Source organism: Paenibacillus enshidis, assembly GCF_042136365.1.
GTDB classification, from domain to species: Bacteria; Bacillota; Bacilli; order Paenibacillales; family Paenibacillaceae; genus Paenibacillus; species Paenibacillus enshidis.
On record NZ_JBHHMI010000001.1, the window covers coordinates 116,213 to 139,787 of the forward strand.

Consider the following 23,575-nt stretch of genomic DNA (forward strand, 5'->3'; position numbering starts at 1 on the left):
AAACGTGCCAATCAGTTCTTGTACGGTATGCTGGTGCTTGTGCGAAGGGAGGCGAGGTTATACACGATGCCGTCGGTAAGCTCAAAACGTTGTTCCGAAGCTTTTATCAGTTCCAGAAACTCCTGGTAGGTCACCCAACCGCTGCTGACTCCATATCTCGTTGCTTCCTCTCTAAGGATGGTTTTCGTCGCCATTGCCGAAAGCGCTTAATTTAGCTGCATCCTTGCCGTTTCTTGTTACGATGATGTCCTCATTGGCTTCCGAAAACTTTAAATCCCTTCCGAAATCGCCCTGCATATCAGTTGAAGTAACCCGCATTTTAATCACCTCAAATTAGCCACTACACAAAAATATTAGCCAACTCATTAGTGTTTCAACAGCTTTAGCTAAAGATTCAGATGTTTGCCGTGGGATGCAAAGATTACAGGTTTTGCATCTAAGTGGGTATGATGAGTTGAAGAGGGATGGATGCGTAAGAGTGCTCGGGGCGCTTGATGATGTCGTGTGTCTGCTTTATTTTTGCGCCGGGAACACCTCGTTTTTCTCAAACAGCTTCCACAGTTGGTCCGCCATAAACTCTGGCGGATGTGGCATGTTGTGCTGAATCCACCACTCGACGAGACCTACGAAAGCCGATGCCACGAACTGCGCGTTCAGCACATGGTCAATCTCCGAATGGGTGTTGCGCTGATCCAGTTTGTCTTGGACGTTGACCGACACGAACTCCAATAGGCGGTGGCGGAATACGACCGCTCTTGTCGTGGACAGCATAGCGCCAAAGAACAGGAAATGATCCCGAATGTACAAGAATACCGGCAAAAGCTCGCTGACGATAGGGGTATCACCGCTTGGGTCGCAGAAGGCAATGAGCTGGTTCAAATGGTCGTCGATCAGCTTATCCAGGAGGTCGTATTTATCGTTATAATGCAAGTAGACGGTCCCCCGGTTTACATTGGCCCGATCTGCGATGTCGTTGATGGTGATTTGCTCAAGGTTTTTTTCAGCAAAAAGCTCCAGGAACGCTTTGGTGATCGCTTCCTTGGTTCTGATGATACGTCGATCAATTCTCGGCACCGTCTTCATGTTTACACGGCCTCCTCTCAGTAATGGACAATTTCGCGCGGACTGTTGAGTATACCACAAACCCGCGTAGATTAACGATTGAACTCTGATTTGAGCTCAATATAATAATAATCAACGTACGCTATATAATCAACATGAGTTGAATAAAATGCGTGCTTATCTATACTGAGAAGGAGTGTATTACATTGGAAAATATAGCAGCGAAAGTCGTCATCATTACAGGTGCCTCCAGTGGCATCGGGGAAGCTACGGCGAAGTTATTGGCTGCGAACGGCGCAAAGGTTGTATTGGCAGCGAGAAGAGAAGAACGGCTGCAGCAAATCGTGGATGAAATTCGCGAGGCAGGGGGAGAAGCGGTTTCCTTTCAGGCGGATGTGGTTTCCGCAGAGGCGATGCGGAAGCTTGCGCAGTTTGCGATGGACCGATACGGCCGGGTGGACGTGCTGGTGAATAATGCTGGCATCATGCCAGTGTCACAGCTTAGCGAACTACGCGTCGAGGAATGGGACCGGATGATCGACGTGAACGTGAAAGGCGTGCTCTACGGCATCGCAGCGGTGTTGCCCACTATGCGGGAACAGAAATCGGGTCACATCATCAACGTGTCTTCGGTCGCCGGGCATGTAGTTAGCCCCACTTCGTCCGTCTACAGCGCGACCAAATTCGCCGTCCGGGCGATCGCGGAGGGGCTGCGTCAGGAGGAATCGCCAGAATCGGGGATCCGCTCCACCATTATTGCTCCGGGGATCGTGGATACGGAATTGGTGAACAGCGTCACCAGCCCCGGGGTGAAGCAATTAGGGGAAATGATGCGCGGCATGAGTATCTCTCCCGACCGGATCGCCAAAGCAATCATCTACGCCATCGATCAACCTGCCGATACCTCGGTGAATGAGATCGTGATTAGGCCTACCGTGCAGCCAATGTAGGGGAGAAGAAGCGAAGCCGGGGAACAGACGGTAATTTAGACATTATGCTTCGGTTGGTGGTAAAGATACCAATCTGTTGAGCAAGCGTGGGTTGAACCTGATAGATTTAAGGCCTTATTGGCCGCTGTATTTTATATGTGTTTTATAAATGAGAGCAGCAGTGACTTGATAGAGGCCCTGCTGCTTTTTTCACTGCTTATAACAATTACTGGACAGGCGGCATTCCGAAGGGGATGTGGGAGGGGTATGAGGACCGTGCGAACAAGTGGCTGGACTCCCCGGAGGATTTCGCGAACTGGGCGACTCTCGGTATTCACGGAACGATCCGTGAAGCGACGTTTCCCCAAAATGCCTGGTCAACCGAGCATTGGGTAAATATACTTGGATCAGCGGCACTGGTTGGCGGCAGCACGATTGCCTCGACCATTAAGCCGAAGAATTATTTTGGTGCGAGTCCAAAGGTGGTAACTGAGGGGACGCCAAAGGCTGGGGCAGACAATCTTATTAAGTATACAGCGGTCATTTTAAGTGGGTTTCACCCCAATCGTAAATGCTGTGCAGGATAGGCACAAAATCTCCTCCAAAGGAGGTTAGAGAGTACTCGACACGTGGGGGTACTTCTTTATAAATTTCACGATGAATAAAACCGTCTTCTTCCAGTTCCCGCAATTGTTTAGTCAGCATGGCTTGAGTGATGTCAGGGAATGCACGGTTTATTTCTCCAAATCTTTTAGGTCCGCGGGACAAATACCACAGTATCACCAATTTCCATTTACCACCAATGATTTTCTGAACCTTCGCAAGCGAACAGGTAGAAGTATATTCTTTCTCTTTCGGCATAAGCTGTGCCCTCCATGTTAAATGATTCAGCAGTTTTCCTAATAGTATGATTTTAGATAGTATATATCATGAAACATCGTACTTGTTATAATCGAACTTTAGGAATAACATTACATTAGTAATCTGATGCTGTCAAAAAATTAGCTATTGGAGGAAAAGAAACTATGAATATCACGATTCTTTACGGGCATCCGTTCAACAAAAGCTTTAACAAAGCCATTCTGGATCAAGTAACCTCTCATTTGAAGTCTCGTGGTGCCGATGTAAAAGTTAAGGATCTTATTGAAACATCATTTAATCCCACAATGGGGATTGACGATCTGGCCGCTAAGGTTACTAAGGTTTTACCGGAAGAAATTGTTAAAGAACAAGAAGATTTATTATGGACGGATGCTTTCGTTATCATTTCACCTTTATGGTGGGGAGGGTTCCCGGCTGTAATTAAGGGATACATTGACCGAGTTTTCACGACCGGCCTGCTGCGTTCTTCTCAGGGGGAATATGGTCTTAAGGGTAAGCGTGCATATACAATTTTCACAACGGGATCATCTGAGGATTATGTTCGTATTTCCCGTCAAATCGATATGATTTATGCGACAAATGATAACCTGTTCGGGTTCGCTGAATTTTCAGATGCGGAAATTCAAATTTTCTATGCGGTACCACGAATTACACAAGAAAGAAGAGAGGCATTATTGCTGGAGGCTAATAAATTTGTTGATCGGATTTTTGACTTGAAACCGGGCGAAGGAGGCAGCTTGATCAATAGCCCTGCTCGACAAGCACTAGCATTTGATTTGGCAAAACACTAACTAACATTAAGAAGATAACTGTCACACAACCCTGGATGAATACATTACGAACTGCAGTAAAAAAGCCAGTCAGACACTTTTTTCGTGTTTTGTCTGGTTTTTACTTATTCGCTGATTACCCTATTTCCTATCCTTGATGTGAACGCTAACATTTTTGTTGCAATCTCCCTTCCGGTGTGTCATATAATAAAAGTAAGAAATTTTATATTTAAAAATGTTCACGTTAACATTATCCGTGGGAGAGGATGAATTTTTGCATGGTTAAACCGTTTCTGGATGAGAAATTTCTGTTGAACTCGGATACCGCTGTACTGCTGTATGAGAAGTATGCGAAGGCTATGCCGATTATCGATTACCACTGCCATTTAAGCCCGAAGGAGATTCTGGAGAACAAAAGCTTCAAAAATCTGACCGAAGCCTGGCTGTACGGAGATCACTACAAATGGAGAATGATGCGGGCGCACGGGGTGGAAGAGCGGTTCATTACGGGGGACGCGGATGATTACGATAAATTTTTGGCCTGGGCGCGGACGGTTCCCTGCATGATCGGCAACCCCTTGTACGCTTGGACTCACTTGGAACTGCAGCGGTTCTTCGGGGTGTATGAACTGCTGAATGAGGAATCTGCTCCCGCAATCTGGGAAAAGGTCAACAGCCAGCTGCAAGGGGAAGGTTTCGGCGCCCGCGATTTGATCACCAAGTCCAAAGTGGAAGTCGTGTGCACGACCGACGATCCTTGCGATTCGCTGGAATACCACTTGGCTATTCAGGAGCTCCAGGATTTCCAGACCAAGGTGCTGCCGAGCTTCCGCCCGGATAAAGGGCTTGAGATCGCGAGAAGCACATTTGTTCCCTGGGTACAGAAGCTGGGAGAGGTATCCGAGTCGGCCATTTCCGATTACGGACAATTTTTGAAAGCGCTTGAGCAGCGGGCCCGCTATTTCCATGATATCGGCTGCGGCGTCTCGGACCACGCGCTGGATACCGTTGTGTTTGCAGAAACGACGCTTGAGGAGGCTTCCGCCATTTTTGCAAAAGCGGTGTCTGGAGAAAAAGTGACGGCGGAAGAGGAAGCGAAATACAAGTCTTATACGCTGGTGTTCCTGGGCAAGCTGTACGCCGAGCTGGATTGGGCGATGCAGTATCATATTCATGCCCTCCGCAACAACAATACGAGCGCCTTCCACAAGCTGGGGCCGGATACGGGATACGATGCGGTGAACGACGGTCCGATCGCCAATGCTCTTGTTGGGCTGCTTGACTCCATTGAACAGGAGGGCGGTCTGCCAAGAACCATTTTGTATTCACTGAATCCGAATGATTATCACGTGCTTGCAAGTCTTGCGGGCAGCTTCCAGTCCGGCGGGGTACGGGGCAAAATCCAGTTCGGCACCGCCTGGTGGTTCAACGATCATAAGGAAGGCATGCTGGAACAAATGAAGGTGCTGTCCAATCTGGGCATGCTGTCATGCTTTATCGGCATGCTGACCGATTCCCGCAGCTTTTTATCATATACAAGACATGAATATTTCCGCAGACTGCTGTGTGATCTGGTGGGCACCTGGGTGGAAGAAGGGGAAGCGCCCCAAGACGAAGCACTGCTGGGCCGCCTGATCCAGGGCATCTGTTATGACAATGCTGTCGCCTATTTTAAATTTCCGGCAACAGCAGTGCTAAAACGCTAAGCACCTTACTGGAGGGGAACAATGAGCATTTTAAGCAGACAGGGAAGGCAGGAAAGAACGAATTATCCGGTAAAGATCGTCCAGTTTGGGGACGGGAACTTCATGCGGGCGTTCGCGGACTGGCAGGTTCATATGATGAACGGCAAGCTTGGCTGGAATGCAGGGGTGGCGCTGCTGCAGAATCGGCCGGGGGGTGTGTCGGCACAGCAACTGCATGAACAGAACGGGCTGTTCACCGTCTGTGTGGAAGGCTTCCGTGACGGTCAGGCGGTAAGGGAGTACAGCCTTGTGGAGTCGGTAGTTCAGGGGATTAATCCTTATACAAACTATGAGGCTTATGCCGAACTGGCGGTTCTGCCTGACCTGCGTTTTGTTCTGTCCAATACGACGGAAGCAGGCATTATGTACGCGGAGGAAGACAGGCTGGAGGACCAGCCGCAGGGCAGCTTTCCCGGGAAATTAACCGCACTGCTGTACCGGAGATACCAGCATTTCAAGGGAGATCCTGCGAAGGGGCTCATTATCATTCCGTGTGAGCTGATTGAGCGCAATGGGGAGACGCTGAAGGGTATCGTGCAGCGGCATGCTGAAAAGTGGGGGCTGGAGCAGCAATTTATACAATGGCTTCGTGAACATAATCTCTTCTGCAGTAGCCTGGTTGACCGGATTGTGTCAGGCTATCCACAAGAGCGGGCGGCTGAAATGGAGGCCGAGCTGGGATACCAGGATCCATTTCTGACCGTGGCGGAGCCTTATCATTTGTGGGTAATCGAAGGGCCGGATTGGCTGCGGGCCGAGTTTCCGGCTCATGAGGCAGGCCTCAATGTGATCATAACCGATGACTTAAGCCCTTATCGGACCCGAAAGGTGCGCATTTTGAACGGCGCCCACACAGCGCTGACACCGGTGGCCTATTTAATGGGGCTGAATACGGTTGAGGAAGCTGTAAATCACGAAATAAGCGGAGCGTTTGTGGAAGATCTGATCCGCAAGGAAATTATACCTGTTCTGGACATCGACGAGCAGGATCTGCGCGATTATGCGGATTCGGTGCTGGAGCGGTTCAGGAATCCTTACCTCCGGCATCAGCTGCTGAGCATTGCGCTGAACTCATGGTCCAAGTTCGATGCGAGACTGAAGCCGACTTTGTTAAGCTCTGTGCAGCAACAGCAACGGCTGCCGGACAGAATGGTGTTCGCGCTCGCAGCACTAATCGTTTTGTATAAAGGGATTCGTGGTTCAGAGCAGATTCATTTGTCCGACGAACCCGCTGTCCTTGAGCTGTTCCGGGAAGAATGGGGACAATACGACGGAACACGCGCTGCGGCGGGCCAGCTTGTGAGCCGTATTCTGCAGGATACCGGGGTATGCGGCGGCGAGCTGGGGACGGTGGCAGGGCTGGTGGAGCGGATGGCAGATTATGTCCATGAGATTGAAGACTCCGGCATGTTCCAGGCTGTGGTCAAATTTTGCGGGCTCTCGGACCGTCTCATCTCTGCACAGGAAGGAGAAGGATGAAATGCTGGAAGTGATTCGCATCAACGAGCAGGACAATGTAGCGGTGGCGCTGCGTGAGTTTAGCCGGGATGAATCTATCCGGATTGGGGAAACGGAAATCAAGCTTGTGGAGGATATCCCGCGCGGGCACAAAATTGCGCTATCTGTCATTCAGGCAGGGGAGAATGTGCTTAAATATGGTTATCCGATCGGTCATGCTGTAGAGGAGATCGCTCCCGGCCGCCATGTGCACACCCATAATACGAAAACCAATCTGACCGGGGTGGAGCAGTACCATTATGAACCGAAGCTTGCGGTGAATGATTACAAGAATGAACAGTTGACCTTTGAGGGTTATGTCCGGAAAAACGGCCGTGTCGGCATCCGCAATGAATTGTGGATCGTGCCCACGGTAGGCTGTGTGAACGGGGTCGCTGAAATGATCATTAACCGCTTCAAGGAAGAAGCGGGGTCCATTGCACCCTTTGAACAAACGCTCGTGCTGAAGCATAATTACGGCTGCTCTCAGCTTGGCGATGATCATATCATGACGCGCACGATTCTGGCGGATGCCGTCAAGCATCCGAACGCCGGTGGTGTGCTCGTGCTGGGGCTCGGCTGCGAGAACAACAGCATGGATGAATTCCGGGAAGCTATTGGCGATTATGACGAGCAGAGGGTAAAATTTCTGCTGTCCCAGGAAGTAGGGGACGAGGTGGAGGCAGGCGTAAAGCTGCTGCACGAGATTCACCACAATGCCCAGGGGGACCGCAGGCAGACCGCTCCGTTGTCCGAGCTCAGCATCGGCTTGAAATGTGGGGGCTCGGACGGTCTGTCGGGCATTACGGCCAATCCGCTGGTGGGCAGACTGTCCGACTTTATGGCAGCCCAGGGTGGGACGACCGTGCTGACCGAGGTGCCGGAAATGTTCGGCGCCGAACGGATCTTGATGGAACGGGCCGCCGATGAGCAGGTATTTGAAAAGATCGTGGACCTCATTAATAATTTCAAACAGTATTTTCTTGACTATAATCAGCCTGTGTACGAAAATCCCTCACCTGGCAACAAGGCCGGAGGCATCACCACACTGGAGGATAAATCGCTTGGCTGTACGCAGAAATCCGGAATTTCTGCGGTGAATGATGTGATTCATTATGGAGAAAGGCTGCAGACGAAAGGGCTCAATCTGCTGAGCGCGCCGGGCAATGATCTGGTGGCCTCCTCGGCGCTTGCAGCGGCGGGCTGCCAGCTCGTTATTTTCACGACAGGGCGGGGGACCCCGTTCGGTTCCTTCGTGCCAACGATGAAGATGTCCACCAATACGCCGCTGTATCAGGCAAAGCCGCATTGGATCGATTTTAACGCCGGCGTGCTGCTGGAGGGAACGAGCATGGAGGAGATCGTGCGCGATCTGATTCAGTACATCATCGAGGTGGCTAGTGGCCGGCTCGTCAACAACGAGAAGAACCAGTTCAGGGAGCTGGCGATCTTTAAAAATGGAGTAACCTTATAAGCAAGTGATATCCAATGGGTCTTTAAACGGTTTGCGGTCTAACCGCCCGGAAACGATGCGACAGGTGCATTCAATTTTTCCATGAATGCGCCTGTTTTTTTGTCCGCTTTAGCCTGTAATTGTAACAGAGTGCGAATATTAAATGAACTGTATTATTTGCATGATAAATATCACATGCAATGGGTGCTAAAGCAATTACAATGTAAAATGTTCACGTTAACAAAAATGCATGAAATACGCGGAAAGGGATGGACAGGAAATGGCAAAACCGTTTTTGGATGAAAATTTTTTACTTGGCAATGACACGGCGGTGACCCTCTATCATCAGTATGCGAAAGGCATGCCGATTATGGATTATCACTGTCACTTGAGTCCCAAGGAGATTTACGAGAATAAAACGTTCAGCAACATTACGGAGGCATGGCTGTACGGAGACCACTACAAGTGGAGGCTGATGCGCGCTAATGGAGTGGACGAAGAGCTGATCACCGGCGGAGCCAGCGATTACGATAAATTTCTGGCCTGGGCACGGACGGTTCCTACGCTGATCGGCAACCCGCTGTACCACTGGACGCATCTGGAGCTGCAGCGGTTTTTCGGCGTTTACGAGCTGCTGAATGAGAAGAGCGCCCCTGCGATTTGGGAGAAGGTGAACAGTCTGCTGCAGGGAAGCGGCTTTGGAGCACGCGATCTGATTACCAAATTCAATGTAAAAGTGGTATGCACAACGGACGATCCGACCGATGATTTGCGTTACCATACCAAGATCGCGGAGCTTCAGGATTTCGGTACGGTTGTTCTTCCCAGCTTCCGACCCGACAAGGGGGTTGAAATCAACCGCGATACGTTCCGTCCCTGGGTTAAGAAACTGGGGGAAGTAAGTGGACAAAATACAGCAACATATGAAGGTTTTCTGAAAGCGCTTGAAAGCTGTGTGCATTATTTCCATTCCATTGGCGGCCGAGTATCCGACCATGCGCTTGATACGATGATGTATGCCCAAACGACGCTTGAAGAGACGTCGGCTATTTACGAAAAGGCTTTGGAGCAGGGACAGGTCGCCAAAGAAGAGGAAGCCAAATTCAAAACCTATACGCTGGTGTTCCTGGGCAAGCTGTATGCCGAACGCGGCTGGGCGATGCAGTATCATATTCATGCCCTGCGCAACAACAATAGCGCCATGTTCCGCCTGCTCGGCCCGGATACCGGGTACGATGCGGTCAACGAAGGGGAGATTGCCCGTCCGCTGCAGGGGCTGCTGGATGAGCTGGAAGCAGCAGGGACATTACCGCGAACCATTCTGTATTCCCTGAACCCGAACGACTATCCTGTACTGGCCACGCTTGCGGGCAGCTTCCAGGGCAAAGGGATTCCCGGAAAAATTCAATTTGGCACCTCCTGGTGGTTCAACGATCATATCGACGGTATGGTGGAGCATATGAAAATGCTGGCGAATGTCGGCGTGCTGTCGCGTTTTATCGGCATGCTGACCGATTCCCGCAGCTTCCTGTCCTATACAAGACATGAGTATTTCCGCCGCATTTTATGCAATCTGATCGGGACCTGGGCGGAAAACGGGGAAGCTCCGCACGATCTGGAGCTGCTTGGCGGCATTGTGCAGGACATTTGTTATAACAACGCGGAACAATATTTCGCTTTTCCGGTGGACATTTGAGCAATTAAGGGGTGGGTTACATGGGAGCGCCAATGCTGAACAGCACGATCGGCACCGGTAGCGGCACAAGCCAGCATATTCAATTAAAAGAGAAAATTTCGTATGGATTAGGGGATTTCGGGAACGGATTTATGTTTGATTTGGGCCAGTTGTATTTGCTCAAGTTTTTTACGGATGTGGCGGGCATTTCCGCCGCGGCGGCAGCCGGTATATTCCTGGTCAGCAAATTGTTTGCGGCGGTATGCGATCCGATTGTCGGCTCGTCGATTGACTACCGTAAAAATATCAGCAAACGCGGAAAGTTCAGGCCTTATTTGATTTACGGCAGCATTGTGCTGGCCATTTTGACCGTGTTTACGTTCATATCTCCCAATCTTTCACCGGCAGGCAAGCTGATTTACGCTTACGTCTCTTACATGATTTGGGGGATCGGTTATTCCTTCGTCAACATTCCTTACGGCTCGCTTGGCGCCTCCATTACGCAGGATACGGTTGAACGCGCTTCCTTGTCCTCGTTCCGGCAGGCAGGCTCGCTCGGCGCCTTGTTCGTTACGAGCGTGGTCGTGATGCCGCTCATTTTGCTCTTTCCGAACAGCCATGTGGGCTATCCGGTGGTGATGGCCATCATGTCATTGATCGGTATCATCTCCTTCATTTTCTGCTATCGCGGCACCACGGAGCGGATTATCAACCAATCGGGGCCAAAAGAAAAGCTGTCGGTCGGGGTCGTCGTCAAAACGTTTCTCGGCAACAAACCGCTGCTTGTACTTGTATTGATGACGATTTTCACCATTTCAGCCTACAACATCAAGTCGGCCATGCTGGTTTATTTCGCCGAGTACAACTTGGGGCATGTTGAATTAATGGCGTACATGAATTTCATCATTATCGGTTCTTCCTTTTTCGGCGTACTGTTCCTGCCCAAGCTGGTTAAAACCTTCGGCAAACGGAATACAGCACTGCTGGGCATGCTGGTGAGCGTCATTGCGGATACCCTAAATTTCCTGCTGCCGTCCAATGTGATTCTGTTCACAATTCTGGCCAGCGTGTCATTTATCGGCATTAGCATTCCGAACGGGGTTACCTGGGCTTTCGTATCCGACATCATCGATTTTGGCGAATGGAAATCCGGCGAACGCAAGGAAGGCACGACCTATTCACTATTTAATTTCTCTCGTAAATTGGCGCAGTCGCTATCCGGTTTCCTGTCCGGGATCGGTCTGGCGCTGGTCGGATATCAACCGAATGTTGTGCAGACGAACGGCACCCTGATCGGTATTAAAGCCTTGCTGTGCTTGTATCCTGCCGTTGCCCTGGCTATCGCCATGCTGGTGATCGGACTGTTGTATAAGCTGACGGACAGCAAGCATGAGGAGATTGTGCAGGAGCTGCAGGCACGCAATTCATAAGCAATGATATGTGATCTTTATCATGTATGTTAACGTGTGCATTAAGTTAAAATCACGGCAAAAAGAAAAGTAGGGAGGATAGCCCTTTATGGAAAGATTAAACAGAGATTTTCATAAATCGAAGGCTTATACCGAAAAAGTGCTGCAATTTGGCGAAGGAAATTTCCTGCGCGGTTTTGCGGACTGGCAAATTGACGTTATGAACAAAAAGGCGGGCTGGGACGCCGGAGTTGTCGTTGTGCAGCCGCTTCCGCAAGGAATGGCCGGCATGCTGAACGAGCAGGACGGGCTGTATACGGTGTACCTTGAAGGGATCAAACACGGAGAGGCGCTAAAGGAACACACGGTTGTCGAATGTGTGACACGCGTCATGAATCCGTATGAAAGCTATAACGAATACGAGGCACTTGTCCGCCAACCCGAGCTGCGCTTCATCATATCCAACACGACGGAGGCGGGCATCACCTTCGCGCCGGAGGACCGGCTGGAGGATGCGCCGCAAAGCAGTTTTCCCGGCAAGCTGACTGCGTTCCTGTACCGCCGTTACCAGTATTTCAAGGGTGATCCGGGGAAAGGTTTCATCATCATCCCGTGTGAGCTCATTGACCGCAATGGCGAGGAATTGAAAAAAATCGTCCTGCAATATACGAAGCTGTGGAATCTGGAAAGCGGTTTTTCCGCCTGGCTGGAGGAGGCCAATACCTTCTGCTGCAGCCTGGTGGACCGGATTGTGCCGGGATATCCGCAGGATCGGATGGAGGAAATTACAACGGAGCTTGGTTACGAGGACCGTTTGGTGGTGGTGGGCGAGCAATTTCATCTATGGGTCATCGAAGGTCCGCAATTCGTCAAGGATGAGCTGCCTGTAGAGCAGGCGGGCTTGAATGTGCTGGTCGTTGACGATATGACCCCGTACCGGACGAGAAAAGTAAGAATTTTGAACGGGGCGCACACCGCTCTGACCCCGGTAGCCTATTTGTACGGCCTGGAGACGGTGAAGGAGGCGGTCGAGCATGACACCGTCGGCGCTTTCGTGGATGCCTTGATTCGGGAAGAAATCATCCCCACGCTGGATTTGCCCGAGGCCGAACTGCGCTCATTCGCGGCGGCGGTGATGGAACGGTTCAAAAATCCGTTTGTACGGCATTACGTCATGAGCATCGCCCTGAACTCTGTGTCCAAATTTAAAACGAGAGATTTGCCTACACTGCTGCGGTATGTCGATAAGCAAGGCAAGCTTCCGGAAAAAATGGTATTTTCGCTGGCGGCGCTCATCGCTTTTTATAAAGGAAAAAGAGGCGAACAAACCATTGAACTGGCCGATGACCCCGACGTGCTCGACTGGTTTCGGGAGCATTGGGCGGCGTGCGACGGTGCGGAAGCGGGCGTCCGCAGGCTGACGGAGCAGGTTCTTGGCAATGAAGCTTTCTGGGGCAAGGATTTGAACGACGTGTCGGGATTGACGGACTTGACGGCGGGTTTTGTCGCGCAGATCGAAACGCAAGGCATGAAGGAAACGCTGAACCGTTTGGTTAGTGACAGCGTGCGGGCGAGTTAAATGTCGGAGGTAACGAAGATGATCGAAAGCATCAGAATCAATGAGAACGATAATGTGGCAGTGGCCTTGCGCGATTATCAAAAAGACGCTCCGCTCCGCATCGTGGACTGCGAGATTGTGCTTCGTGAGGACGTGGCAAGAGGTCATAAAATCGCGCTGTACGATATTGCCGCAGGCGGCCATGTGCTGAAATATGGCTATCCAATCGGCCACGCGACCAGGCCCATTCGAGCAGGCGAGCATGTGCATACGCATAATGTGAAAACGAATTTGACCGGGGTGGAAGAATACCGTTATGAGCCGCGTCTGCTTCCGAATCCTTACCGGCAGGAGGAGCGGACCTTTGGAGGTTTCAGAAGAAAGGACGGCAGTGTCGGCATTCGCAACGAGCTGTGGATTGTACCGACGGTTGGCTGTGTCAACGGCATTGCGGAAATGATTCTGAAGCGTTACCATGAGGAAGTCGGCGGCAGCGGACCTTTTGAAAATACCCTGGTGTTGAAGCATAATTACGGGTGCTCGCAGTTGGGGGACGATCATGCATATACGAAGACAATTTTGGCTGACACGGTGAAGCATCCGAACGCTGGCGGTGTATTGGTGCTGGGACTTGGGTGCGAGAACAACACGATGAAGGAGTTCAAGGAGGCGCTTGGCAACTACGATGCCGAGCGGGTGAAATTTCTGGTGGCGCAGGAAGTATCCGATGAAGTGGAAGAAGGCGTGCGACTGCTGAAGGAACTTCATGCCGCAGCACAGGAGGACCGCCGGGAAAGCGTGCTCTTGTCTGAATTAAAGATCGGCCTGAAATGCGGCGGTTCGGACGGCTTGTCAGGCATCACGGCCAACCCGCTGCTGGGACGGTTGTCCGATTATATGGCCGCGCAGGGCGGCACTACCGTGCTGACGGAAGTACCGGAAATGTTCGGAGCCGAAACGATCCTGATGGAGCGTGCGGTCGATGAGGCGGTTTTTGCGAAAATCGTGCATCTGATCAACGATTTCAAACAGTATTTTCTTGACTACAAGCAGCCGGTGTACGAAAATCCTTCGCCAGGCAACAAAGCAGGGGGCATTACGACACTGGAGGATAAATCTCTGGGCTGCACGCAAAAATCGGGTCTGTCGCCCGTCAATGATGTGCTGCAATACGGTGAGCGTCTGCACACGAAGGGCCTTAATTTGCTGAGCGCGCCCGGCAATGATCTCGTTGCGTCCTCGGCGCTGGCCGCAGCGGGCTGCCAGCTTGTCGTGTTCACGACAGGCCGGGGCACGCCGTTCGGCTCCTTTGTGCCGACTATGAAAGTCTCCACCAATACGCCTCTCTATCGGTCGAAGCCGCACTGGATTGATTACAATGCAGGCTCGCTGGTGGAAGACGTCAGTCCCGAAGAAGGGCTGCAGGACTTCATTCAATATATTATCGAGGTGGCGAGCGGCAAATGGGTCAATAACGAGAAAAACAATTTCCGGGAGCTTGCCATCTTCAAAAACGGCGTCACCTTGTGACAAGGGCAGCGTGACTTTGCAAAGCACAGCTTTATATCCCCTGAAAACACATTGGATCGGGTCGGTTATATCCAGTGAGTTTTCAGGGGATTATGCTTTTATTCCCCTCGAAATGCTCTTTCCAATTCCGCAAGGTTAATTGGTCAATGGGCTCTTCTCTGATAGTATAAACCGATCACACCGTTCTTCATAGTTGCGTCTTCCGGACGAGTGGTTCCTATTATAAAGTCTATTGTAGAATATAGCTTAAGCACACAGTCGATAACGAATCATACATAGTTAAATCGGCAGACGAGGGATTTGTATTTGAAGAATTGGAGGGGCAGAGATGGAAGAAAAGGCTGGGGAATCTATAAATATAGCCATTCTCGGCGCAGGAATCATGGCAAAAGGGATGATTCGGAACTTGCAGAAACATCATAATATTAATCTATTTTTGTATAATCGGACCCGAGAGGTACTGCATTCCATTGCGCAAGAAAGGGATACGATATGTTTTACCCCTAAGGACGCGGCTTTACAGTCAATGATCGTCATTTCCTGTGTAAGTGACGATTATGCGAGCAAGGAAGTGTGGTTTGGAGAGGAAGGGGCAGCTAAAGGTCTGGCGCCAGGAACATTTGCCATTGAAAGCTCTACGGTATCGGTAAACTATATGACGGATTGGATTCAACGTTTATTGGAGCTTGGTGTTACTCCAGTAGATTGCCCGCTTACCGGAAGTAAAATCGGCGCTGAAAACGGTGAGTTATCCGCTTTTTTTGGTGGGGAAATGGACACGCTGAACAGTTTGAGGCCGATCCTGTCTTTGTTTTGCAAAAAATATTTAGAATTGGCGGCACTGGGGACGGCTGCAAATTCAAGCTGGTGCACAACCTGCTGGGTGGGACGATTCTGACTGCTTATGCAGAGGCGCTGCATTTGGCTGGCCAATTACATGTAAGCGAAGAGCTAACGAACGATATTTTATCCCAAACCGGCTGGGGCTCGTTGGTTGGCTCAAGCAAAGGAAGCCAGATGGTGAAAGGGGATTATACGGATGTACACGGTTCACTTGATATTCTAAGCAAAGATTTGAAATATGGCATAGAGGCTGGTCCGGTAAGCTCGGACACCGTGTTTTACAGTGCCGCAAAACAATTCCTGAAATCTCAGGAAAAAGGGCTGGGACGGTTAGATATGGCAGCTATACGTGAGCTTTATCGATTGGAAGATTAAATCGGCCGCAAGGCCGATTTTTTTTACTTACCTTTAAGTGAAATACAGGCGGGGTGTCTATTACCTGAAAAATGAGCACCGAATCAAAAATTTGAACCCTAGGATTTGAATCAAGCAGCATATAAAATAGGAATGTAAGTGCTTACAAATGGAGAAGGGAGGTCATGACACATGGATCCCGAATTTAAGACTGCAGGCGCGCCGCAGGATGGTACCGCAGAGCCGGGAGCACTCGTTCAGCGCAAGAGAGGGGCGGCCTTCCTGTTCCGGAAGCTGTATGAGCAGCGATATCTGCAGGTGATGGCGCTGCTGGGGTTGATCTGGATGATGATTTTCAACTATTTTCCCATGTTCGGAATTGTGATCGCTTTCAAGGATTTCGATATTATCAGCACGATTCAGGATGCGCCCTGGGCGGGTCTGGAGCATTTCAAGGCCTTTCTGGAGGACGATAATTTCTGGAACATTGTGAAAAACACGCTTGGCATCAGTCTGCTCAAGCTGATCATCGGATTTCCGCTGCCGATTCTGTTCGCCCTCTTCCTGAATGAAGTCCGTTCCATACGCTTCAAGAAATCCATCCAGACCATCTCATACCTGCCTCACTTTCTATCATGGGTCATCCTCGGCGGCATTCTTGCCACCTGGCTGTCGGATACCGGGCTTGTAAACGAGCTGCTGCTTGGCTTGGGGTGGATCGACAAGCCGATCACTTATCTGGCCGAGCCGGACTACTTCTGGGGCATTGTCATCGCTTCGGATATCTGGAAGGAGCTCGGGTGGTCAGCCATTATTTATCTGGCAGCCATGGCGGGAGTTTCTCCGGATCTGTATGAGGCTTCGACAATTGACGGAGCCGGGCGGTTTCAGAAAATGTGGTATGTTACGCTGCCGTCCATTAAAGGCACAATTTCCATTCTGTTCATCCTTGCGGTCAGTGGTATTTTAAATTCGAATTTCGACCAGATCCTCGTATTGCGCAATTCACTGAATGAGAGCGCGAGCAGTGTAATCGACGTGTATGTGTATCAGGTTGGCATTCAGCAGGGCCGTTTCTCCTATTCTACCGCTGTAGGCCTGCTCAAGGCGGTCGTGGCGCTCATTCTGCTGCTATTGGCCAACGGTGTTACCAAACGGCTCAACAATACATCGCTGTTCTGAAAGGAGGATGGAATAGATGTCGTTTCTGCGGCGCAAGACGGCGGGAGAGGCTGTATTCGATGCGGTTAACAATGTGATGATGCTGATCATCTGTTTCCTGACCCTTTATCCGATCTGGTATGTGCTTGTGCATTCCTTTAATGATGGAGCGGATGCCATGCAAGGGGGCATCTTCTGGGTGCCGAGGGTATTCAGCCTGGACAACTACCGGGCGGTATTTGCCAGCAGCGGCATCATGACCGCCATGGGGGTTACAGTGGCGAAGACGCTGATCGGAACGGTGGTACATGTCTTTTTTACAGCTATGGTGGCCTATGCCTATTCACGCAAGGAGTTGATCGGGCGCAGGTTCTATATGATTGTGGGCACGATTACGCTGTTTTTTGGCGGCGGTCTCATTCCGACATACCTGCTGATCAGGGACCTCGGGCTGCTGGACAGCTTCTGGGTGTATATTATTCCGGCGATGTTCAGCTTTTTTGACCTGATTATTTTTGTTTCCTTCTTCCGTGAGCTGCCTGATGCTTTGGAGGAAGCGGCGAAGATGGACGGGGCGAATGATTTTAAAATTTTTCACAGCATCGTGCTGCCCTGCTCCATGCCAGTGGTGGCAACCATTGCACTGTTTCATGGCGTGTATCAATGGAATGACTATTTCACAGGCATGATCTATATAAACGATACCAATCTCCAGCCGATTCAGACATTTCTGTACCGGGTTGTAGCACAATCCAGCTCCAACCAGATGATGGCGGCGGTTCCGGGATTGGCTGCACAGACGGTGACCTCGCAGTCGATCAAGCTGGCGACCATGGTCGTGACGACGCTGCCGATCGTGCTGGCGTATCCTTTTTTGCAGAAGTATTTCGTGAAAGGCCTGATGATCGGTTCGATCAAAGGGTAAGCAGATCAGAAGGAGGATGTATAGATGTTCACACGCAAATGGCGGGCAGGCATTCTGGCATTGATTACAGTGTTCATGTTATCGGCTTGCACATCCAGAGGAGGAGGCAGCTCCACACCGGCAGCGCTGGATGAACCCAAAACACCGACGACGGCCGACGAGCCGGGCTGGAAAGCGGATACAGAGCCGATTACGTTCGACTGGTATTTGAACTTCTCCTGGTTTCCCAACAAGTGGGGAGCGGATGCCACCTCCCAGTACGTGACGAAGAAAACGGGTGTCAACATTAATTTCATCGTACCAGCCGGCAACGAAAATGAGAAGCTGAACACGATGATAGCTTCCGGCAAACTGCCGGACTTTATCACCCTGGGCTGGGGCGAGGATGCGGTCAAAAAAATGATCGAAGGCAAGATGGTGCTGCCACTCAATAAGCTGGCGGAAAAATACGACCCGTATTTCATGAAGGTGTCCGATCCGGCCAAGGTTTCATGGTACCAGCAGCCGGATGGCAACATCTACGGTTATCCAAACGCGTCCTCCTCGCCGCAGGATTATAAAAAATATGGTCAGAACTTTGTATCCAACCAAACGTTTATGGTGCGCAAGGACATCTATGAAGCTCTTGGCAAGCCGGACATGAGAACGCCGGACGGTTTCCTGAAAGCGCTTCAGGATGCAAAGGAGAAGTTTCCGGAGGTTAACGGACAGCCGTTGATCCCGCTTGGACTTCATGAATTCACGGACACAGGCAACTATTCCCTGAAAGATTACCTGCTGAATTTTCTTGCTGTTCCTTACGAAAAGGACGGCCAGCTCAACGACAGGATGACTGATCCGGAGTATATTGGATGGTTGAAAACGCTGCGGAAGGCCAATGAAATGGGCTTGCTGGCCAAAGACATCTTTATCGACAAGCGTCCGCAGATGGAGGAGAAAATCGCTCAGGGCCGTTATTTCGCCATGCTGTATCAGCGCTCCGATATGGGCAATCAGCAGATCTCCCGCTATGTCAACGATCCGGATTCCGTATATATTGCGGTGGACGGACCGGCCAACAGCAAGCTGGACCCTCCGACACTGGCAGGTCCAGGCATTTCGGGCTGGACGCTGACGCTCATCTCCAAAGACGTGAAAGACAAGGAGCGGGCAATCGAATTCCTGACGTATCTGATCAGCGAGGAAGGCAACAGGGATCTTTATATGGGTGAAGAAGGCGTAACCTGGGACATGGTGGACGGCAAGGAAACGTTCAAGCCTGAGGTGCTGGACCTGCTGAACAAGGACCGGACGGCATTTGATAAAAAATACGGAGCTTCCTTTACCTTCTGGATGCTGATGGATACGAATATGAATTTGAAATGGGCGCCGCCGAGCGTGGAGCCTGCCAAGCAGCCGGAGGACTGGACCAAAGGCAAAACACACAGCTTCTCGCAGTATGATAATACGAATCCTACCGGAACCTCCGAGGAAGGAATCGCCAACAGCAAAATCGATCAGGCCTGGGGCAGAACGCTGCCAAAGCTGCTGTTGGCTTCATCGGACAGCGAGTTTGACCAATTGTTCGCGGAGTTCCTGAAGGATCGCGACGAGGCGGGCTACGATAAAGTAAAAGCCTATCAGGCAAAGGCCTTCGCGGAAAATCAGAAAAAGATAGAGGCTTTTGCGCAATAACCATATATGTTAGGACGTGCAGCCTGCTGTTTTATACAGGTTGTACACCTTTTCGAAAAATCCCGCTATGTCGGGATTTTTCGAGTTGGTATGAGAGGATGTGCCTGCTGCCTGCTTTCCCTGGGTGGTTCCATAAATGAGATGCCGGAAGTGATGTCATGCGTGCTGTCATACGGAAAATGATCGGTAAGTTAGTCATCAGCGTGGGCGGATTGCCACTGCAGATCAAGCTGATCGCTGCATATATCGGTGTCATATTGGTTCCTGTCGTGCTTTTTTCCATCTACACCTTCCAGCAGCTGTACAATAATACGCTGCTGGAGATGACGAGAAAAAACGAGTTTGCTCTGGACAGCGAGTTGAAGGATATTCTGAATAACATGGAGATTATGGAGCGGACCGCCCAGCTCGCGGTTTCGGACCGCGCAGTGCTGAATTATTTAACCAGCAGCAGGGAGCTGGAGGCGGAAGAATTGGTTAATTTTAATATGAATACCTTTCCCAATCTTCAGCATTTGCTTTACAGCAACCCGAAAGTATCGCATATCCGGCTGTTTACGAACAATCCCCATGTCAAGGAAATATGGCCTGTCATTTTCCGGGAGGAGCGAATCTACGACAAGCACTGGTTGCCCAAGGTCAGTGCGCGGAACGGGATGACATGGTGGGAGATATACAGCGGCCCTGAGGATATTTTGCGGACTGGGGAGGCAGGTAGTCTGGAACAGGCATCCTATATTTCTTTGTTAAGAGAAGTACAGGCCGCGGAAGGAGTGAAGGGTGGTATCGTGCAGATCGATATGGAGCTGGAGGATTTTTCACCCAAAACCTTCGGCAGCCTGCAGAATGGGGAATCCCGGATGCTGGTCTTCAGCCGTGATGGGGAGGCTTACTTCCACCCGGACAGCATACTGCCCGGCAGCATCACGGCAGTGGCGGTCAGGGAACAGCTGCGGATGCACGCAGGGAGTAAGCGGGGAAGCATTCGCTTTTCCATCAAGGGCCAGCCATATCTCGGATTGTACAGAACGATCGACGGGCCTGACGTTTATCTGGTCAATGTCGTGTCGCTGGAGCCGGTCTTGTCCGACATTCGCGGCAGGCGCAATCAACTCGTCGTCATCGTTGTTGTGCTGATTGCCTTCCTGTCGCTGATTTCATATGGTCTGCATGCGCTTATATTAAGGCAGCTCACCACGCTTCGTGATTCCATGAAGCAGGCGCATGAAGGAAATTTTACGGTGCGTATTCCGGTCTACGGCCAAGGTGAAATCGCCGAACTGGCACGCCATTTTCGCCGAATGCTGAGTAAGATCAAGGAGCTAATCGCCGAGGCCGTCGAGAAACAGGCGGCAGCCAAAGAAGCCGAGCTTAATTCGCTCAAAAATCAGATCGACTCGCATTTTCTGTATAATACCTTGGAAAATCTGAAGATGATGGCTGAGGTGCAGGGCCAATACCCGCTGTCGGATGCGCTGACCTCCCTTGGCTCCATGATGCGCTACAGCTTTCAATGGTCTGCCGACTTCGTCACCCTGGCGGATGAACTCCGTCATATCCGCAACTACATGGCGCTGATGAACATCCGGTATGATGACAGGCTAAGGCTGGAAGTGAACGTACCGGAAGAGCTGCTTGCCCACAGCGTGCTCAAGATGTCGCTGCAGCCGATTGTGGAGAATGCTGTCAAGCATGGCTGGAAGCCCGAGCATGTTGGAAAGAAGCAATTTACGGTTCGTATTCAGGCAGGCAAGCATGACGGAAGCCTGCATATTCTGATCACAGATAACGGCACAGGCATGCCGGAATGGAGATTGAATGAAGTGAATGCGGCGCTCCGAACGGGAGATGAGGAGCTTCAGCGACCAATGGACGCTGCCAGCCGATCCTCGACCCAAGGAATCGGTCTGCGGAATGTGCAGAAAAGAATCCGTCTCCACTGCGGAGAAGACTACGGCATTCATGTTGACAGCCGGCAGGGAAGCTCGACAACCGTGCATATGGTGCTCCCTCAGAACATACTCGCCAAGGGAGGTGATCAGGATGATCAGGCTGCTGATTGCGGATGATGAGAAAAATATCCGGCTTGGCTTAAAGGCCATGGTCGAGCGGGAATTCCCTGGTGACTTCGAATGTTATACAGCCGAGGACGGACGGCAGGCATGGAATCAGGTCAATGAGCAACGTGTGGATATCGTCATTACAGATATCCGAATGCCGCAAATGGACGGCATTCAATTGATGCGCCAGCTGCGTAATTTACGCCCCAGGCCGCTCGTTGCCGTGCTTAGCGGTTATGGCGAATTCCAGTATGCCAAGGAGGCTATCCACTGCGGCGCCAAGGAGTATTTGCTCAAACCGGTCATCCGGGAGGACTTGTTCACCATGCTGAGGGAGATGGAGCACACGATACATGCAAGGGAGCTGCCGAGCAGGGAAAGGGAAGCGCCGCAGGCTGTGATCAGGCAGGGAAAAGAAGGCGGCCGGGGGAGGTCGTATGAGCTGGACCGGGCCGTCGAATATATTCATAAGCACTACAAGGAGAATTTGAATATGGCGGTCGTGTCCAACCTCATATCGTTAAATTACACCTATTTCAGCCATGCCTTTAAATCCTATACCGGGGTAAGCTTTGTCCAATATTTGAGAAATGTGCGGATTCATAAATCCAAAGAGCTGCTGGAGCGTACGGAGTTCAGGATTTATGAGGTCGCGGCAGCCGTCGGCTTTGAGAGCGCCAAGCATTTTAACAAGGTGTTCAGGGAAAAGGAGGGCATCACTCCGCAGGAATACCGGGTAAGGTATCATGCTTTGCGCAGGAGCGGAGATAGGTTCGGCTTCGGCGGTTTGCCTGAACGCTAGCACATAGTGGCATTTGACTGCAAGCCGTGGTTATAATGGAAGAGACAAATATCATGACAGGAGGTGCTGATATGATTGTATTCGAAACGGAAGATGCCTTTGTCATGACTGCACAGCATGACCATGGCCGCATTGCAGGTGAGCTGGCCTCCAGCTGGAAGGAGGAGCATCTCGGCTTTCCGGACAGCAGGGAGGAACTGGTGTATGCGGCCTTTCAGCATGACCAGGGCTGGATTCGGCTGGATGCCGCCCCGTTCTGGAACGATCATGCAGCGGCTCCGTATACGTTCAAGGATTTTCCGCTGAGTCCGCGTTTTGTGTTTTACAAATTGGGCATTGATGAAGTGGAGAAGGTGCACCCCTATGCCGCATTGCTGTGCAGCAGCATGTACAGCCAGCTGGTGGAGCGCAGCCGGGGCGAGCACGCTGGGGATATGCAGGTCATCAACGAATATCTTGCGGATGAAGAACAAAGAAGAGCTCGTCTCTATCATTCGCTTGGCGGCATCGATGCCTGGCATGACCGGTTGCAGTCCGATCTGCAAAGACTAATGTTCTGCGATGAGCTGAGCTTGTTCATCTGCATGCAGCCTCCCGGTACGCCAGCCTCACAGTATGAATGGTTTGATGACGGTCTGAGTACGGCAGGCCTCGGGCACGGAATGATCCGTGCCGAATGGACATCGAAGATTAGCGTTGGCCTCTCCTTCAGTCCGCTGGAGCACAATGCCCAGGTGACGCAGTTATACCGGACTGTGCCGAAGCGGAGCATCCGGGAGCAAGGTCTTGCGGAGGCTTACCGGCTAGCTCCAGTGCAGCAGCGTACTCTTTCTATTGAGAGATTATCTGGAGAACGGCCGCTTTATTAAGAAAATGGATAATTTTATCCATTCAAAGCATTTGGATTTAAGCCGATATAATCTCCTGAGAATACATATTCAAAGGGGACATCAAGGTGAAGCTGCATCTCTGCATACCTCAGTCCCCCCTGAACCAAGACAGGGGGACTGGGCAGCAGTGTAATGAACGATTTTTTAAATCCCTCCTATCTTTATAGTTTTATCTTCCCTGTTATACTCACTGTGCACCCTTTCTCGAAAGTCTGAACTTATTGAGTTTCTTAACAATTTCACAATGCTTACATACTACATTCATACGGCTTGTCCACAAATTTCTCCTGATTGGCCAGTACCTTCAGCACATGATCAGCTCTTTATCTCCCAAGTATTGATGCCAGACCGATTGA

General features: G+C 50.8%; 21 protein-coding genes. 18 read left to right on the forward strand and 3 right to left on the reverse strand.

All coding sequences use genetic code 11. From position 1 onward, the window contains the following. Positions 1 to 11: 11 nt before the first annotated feature. Positions 12 to 194 (reverse strand): hypothetical protein, encoded by a 183-nt coding sequence (locus ACE41H_RS00515; protein ID WP_375352512.1) that lies wholly within the window; start codon positions 192 to 194, stop codon positions 12 to 14. A gap of 319 nt (positions 195 to 513) precedes the next feature. Next, entirely contained in the window at positions 514 to 1,083 is a 570-nt protein-coding gene (locus ACE41H_RS00520; protein WP_375352514.1) for a TetR/AcrR family transcriptional regulator, read from the reverse strand. Between the two features lie 185 nt (positions 1,084 to 1,268). Here ACE41H_RS00520 and ACE41H_RS00525 point away from each other — a divergent pair, with 185 nt between their 5' ends. Together ACE41H_RS00525 and ACE41H_RS00530 are read left to right on the forward strand one after the other, a co-directional pair. Then, a complete protein-coding gene (locus ACE41H_RS00525; RefSeq protein ID WP_375352516.1) occupies positions 1,269 to 2,012 on the forward strand; it encodes an SDR family oxidoreductase in 744 nt (247 codons plus the stop codon). A 233-nt stretch (positions 2,013 to 2,245) separates the two neighbouring features. Further along, complete coding sequence (locus tag ACE41H_RS00530) at positions 2,246 to 2,578, forward strand: hypothetical protein (RefSeq protein WP_375352518.1); 333 nt, start codon at positions 2,246 to 2,248, stop codon at positions 2,576 to 2,578. Here the strand turns inward: ACE41H_RS00530 and ACE41H_RS00535 are convergent. Then, positions 2,532 to 2,852, reverse strand: coding sequence for a winged helix-turn-helix transcriptional regulator (locus ACE41H_RS00535; protein WP_375352520.1), 321 nt, complete (start codon positions 2,850 to 2,852; stop codon positions 2,532 to 2,534). The genes ACE41H_RS00530 and ACE41H_RS00535 overlap by 47 nt on opposite strands. A 164-nt stretch (positions 2,853 to 3,016) precedes the next feature. On the opposite strand from ACE41H_RS00535, the gene ACE41H_RS00540 reads away from it, so the two are divergent. From ACE41H_RS00540 to ACE41H_RS00615, 16 genes are all read left to right on the forward strand, one after another. Further along, complete coding sequence (locus ACE41H_RS00540; RefSeq protein ID WP_375352521.1) at positions 3,017 to 3,664, forward strand: NAD(P)H-dependent oxidoreductase; 648 nt, start codon at positions 3,017 to 3,019, stop codon at positions 3,662 to 3,664. Positions 3,665 to 3,921: 257 nt separating this feature from the next. Then, the gene (gene uxaC, locus ACE41H_RS00545) at positions 3,922 to 5,349 is read left to right on the forward strand and encodes a glucuronate isomerase (protein WP_375352522.1); all 1,428 of its coding nucleotides are present in this window, start codon (positions 3,922 to 3,924) and stop codon (positions 5,347 to 5,349) included. A 21-nt stretch (positions 5,350 to 5,370) separates the two neighbouring features. Continuing rightward, positions 5,371 to 6,867 carry a tagaturonate reductase gene (locus ACE41H_RS00550; RefSeq protein WP_375352524.1) on the forward strand — a complete coding sequence of 499 codons (1,497 nt, stop codon included), beginning with the start codon at positions 5,371 to 5,373 and terminating at the stop codon, positions 6,865 to 6,867. A gap of 1 nt (position 6,868) precedes the next feature. Then, positions 6,869 to 8,359 carry a UxaA family hydrolase gene (locus tag ACE41H_RS00555; protein ID WP_375352526.1) on the forward strand — a complete coding sequence of 497 codons (1,491 nt, stop codon included), beginning with the start codon at positions 6,869 to 6,871 and terminating at the stop codon, positions 8,357 to 8,359. A 259-nt stretch (positions 8,360 to 8,618) separates the two neighbouring features. Next, complete coding sequence (gene uxaC, locus ACE41H_RS00560; protein ID WP_375352527.1) at positions 8,619 to 10,034, forward strand: glucuronate isomerase; 1,416 nt, start codon at positions 8,619 to 8,621, stop codon at positions 10,032 to 10,034. 32 nt (positions 10,035 to 10,066) lie between these two features. Further along, on the forward strand, positions 10,067 to 11,443 hold the full coding sequence (locus ACE41H_RS00565) for a glycoside-pentoside-hexuronide (GPH):cation symporter (protein ID WP_375353132.1): 1,377 nt from the start codon (positions 10,067 to 10,069) through the stop codon (positions 11,441 to 11,443). A gap of 88 nt (positions 11,444 to 11,531) precedes the next feature. Next, a complete protein-coding gene (locus ACE41H_RS00570) occupies positions 11,532 to 13,001 on the forward strand; it encodes a tagaturonate reductase (protein ID WP_375352529.1) in 1,470 nt (489 codons plus the stop codon). An 18-nt stretch (positions 13,002 to 13,019) separates the two neighbouring features. Further along, positions 13,020 to 14,510, forward strand: a complete 1,491-nt coding sequence (locus ACE41H_RS00575) for a UxaA family hydrolase (RefSeq protein WP_375352530.1) — start codon at positions 13,020 to 13,022, stop codon at positions 14,508 to 14,510. Positions 14,511 to 14,838: 328 nt separating this feature from the next. Then, complete coding sequence (locus ACE41H_RS00580) at positions 14,839 to 15,408, forward strand: NAD(P)-dependent oxidoreductase (RefSeq protein WP_375352531.1); 570 nt, start codon at positions 14,839 to 14,841, stop codon at positions 15,406 to 15,408. Beyond that, on the forward strand, positions 15,378 to 15,728 hold the full coding sequence (locus ACE41H_RS00585) for a hypothetical protein (protein ID WP_375352532.1): 351 nt from the start codon (positions 15,378 to 15,380) through the stop codon (positions 15,726 to 15,728). The genes ACE41H_RS00580 and ACE41H_RS00585 overlap by 31 nt, the downstream gene beginning before the upstream one ends. A 171-nt stretch (positions 15,729 to 15,899) precedes the next feature. Further along, positions 15,900 to 16,889: an ABC transporter permease gene (locus ACE41H_RS00590; RefSeq protein WP_375352533.1), complete on the forward strand. Its 990-nt coding sequence runs from the start codon at positions 15,900 to 15,902 to the stop codon at positions 16,887 to 16,889. A gap of 16 nt (positions 16,890 to 16,905) precedes the next feature. After that, complete coding sequence (locus tag ACE41H_RS00595) at positions 16,906 to 17,793, forward strand: carbohydrate ABC transporter permease (RefSeq protein ID WP_375352535.1); 888 nt, start codon at positions 16,906 to 16,908, stop codon at positions 17,791 to 17,793. 24 nt (positions 17,794 to 17,817) lie between these two features. Continuing rightward, positions 17,818 to 19,467, forward strand: a complete 1,650-nt coding sequence (locus ACE41H_RS00600) for a type 2 periplasmic-binding domain-containing protein (RefSeq protein WP_375352536.1) — start codon at positions 17,818 to 17,820, stop codon at positions 19,465 to 19,467. A 158-nt stretch (positions 19,468 to 19,625) separates the two neighbouring features. Beyond that, on the forward strand, positions 19,626 to 21,536 hold the full coding sequence (locus ACE41H_RS00605) for a cache domain-containing sensor histidine kinase (RefSeq protein WP_375352538.1): 1,911 nt from the start codon (positions 19,626 to 19,628) through the stop codon (positions 21,534 to 21,536). Further along, positions 21,511 to 22,329, forward strand: a complete 819-nt coding sequence (locus ACE41H_RS00610) for a response regulator transcription factor (protein ID WP_375352540.1) — start codon at positions 21,511 to 21,513, stop codon at positions 22,327 to 22,329. Before ACE41H_RS00605 ends, ACE41H_RS00610 begins: the two co-directional genes overlap by 26 nt. Before the next feature lie 71 nt (positions 22,330 to 22,400). Continuing rightward, the gene (locus tag ACE41H_RS00615) at positions 22,401 to 23,198 is read left to right on the forward strand and encodes a DUF3891 family protein (protein ID WP_375352542.1); all 798 of its coding nucleotides are present in this window, start codon (positions 22,401 to 22,403) and stop codon (positions 23,196 to 23,198) included. The last annotated feature ends 377 nt before the right edge of the window (positions 23,199 to 23,575 follow it).

Excerpts from the sequence above, each read along its gene's own strand:
- uxaC (WP_375352522.1), top strand. The coding sequence starts at position 3,922 with ATGGTTAAACCGTTTCTGGATGAGAAATTTCTGTTGAACTCGGATACC.
- ACE41H_RS00555 (WP_375352526.1), top strand. The coding sequence starts at position 6,869 with ATGCTGGAAGTGATTCGCATCAACGAGCAGGACAATGTAGCGGTGGCG.
- ACE41H_RS00615 (WP_375352542.1), top strand. The coding sequence starts at position 22,401 with ATGATTGTATTCGAAACGGAAGATGCCTTTGTCATGACTGCACAGCAT.
- ACE41H_RS00540 (WP_375352521.1), top strand. The coding sequence starts at position 3,017 with ATGAATATCACGATTCTTTACGGGCATCCGTTCAACAAAAGCTTTAAC.
- ACE41H_RS00575 (WP_375352530.1), top strand. The coding sequence starts at position 13,020 with ATGATCGAAAGCATCAGAATCAATGAGAACGATAATGTGGCAGTGGCC.
- ACE41H_RS00570 (WP_375352529.1), top strand. The coding sequence starts at position 11,532 with ATGGAAAGATTAAACAGAGATTTTCATAAATCGAAGGCTTATACCGAA.
- ACE41H_RS00565 (WP_375353132.1), top strand. The coding sequence starts at position 10,067 with ATGCTGAACAGCACGATCGGCACCGGTAGCGGCACAAGCCAGCATATT.
- ACE41H_RS00535 (WP_375352520.1), bottom strand. The coding sequence starts at position 2,852 with ATGCCGAAAGAGAAAGAATATACTTCTACCTGTTCGCTTGCGAAGGTT.
- ACE41H_RS00605 (WP_375352538.1), top strand. The coding sequence starts at position 19,626 with ATGCGTGCTGTCATACGGAAAATGATCGGTAAGTTAGTCATCAGCGTG.
- ACE41H_RS00590 (WP_375352533.1), top strand. The coding sequence starts at position 15,900 with ATGGATCCCGAATTTAAGACTGCAGGCGCGCCGCAGGATGGTACCGCA.
- ACE41H_RS00610 (WP_375352540.1), top strand. The coding sequence starts at position 21,511 with ATGATCAGGCTGCTGATTGCGGATGATGAGAAAAATATCCGGCTTGGC.
- ACE41H_RS00515 (WP_375352512.1), bottom strand. The coding sequence starts at position 194 with ATGGCGACGAAAACCATCCTTAGAGAGGAAGCAACGAGATATGGAGTC.
- ACE41H_RS00530 (WP_375352518.1), top strand. The coding sequence starts at position 2,246 with ATGTGGGAGGGGTATGAGGACCGTGCGAACAAGTGGCTGGACTCCCCG.
- ACE41H_RS00595 (WP_375352535.1), top strand. The coding sequence starts at position 16,906 with ATGTCGTTTCTGCGGCGCAAGACGGCGGGAGAGGCTGTATTCGATGCG.
- ACE41H_RS00580 (WP_375352531.1), top strand. The coding sequence starts at position 14,839 with ATGGAAGAAAAGGCTGGGGAATCTATAAATATAGCCATTCTCGGCGCA.
- ACE41H_RS00520 (WP_375352514.1), bottom strand. The coding sequence starts at position 1,083 with ATGAAGACGGTGCCGAGAATTGATCGACGTATCATCAGAACCAAGGAA.
- ACE41H_RS00550 (WP_375352524.1), top strand. The coding sequence starts at position 5,371 with ATGAGCATTTTAAGCAGACAGGGAAGGCAGGAAAGAACGAATTATCCG.
- uxaC (WP_375352527.1), top strand. The coding sequence starts at position 8,619 with ATGGCAAAACCGTTTTTGGATGAAAATTTTTTACTTGGCAATGACACG.
- ACE41H_RS00600 (WP_375352536.1), top strand. The coding sequence starts at position 17,818 with ATGTTCACACGCAAATGGCGGGCAGGCATTCTGGCATTGATTACAGTG.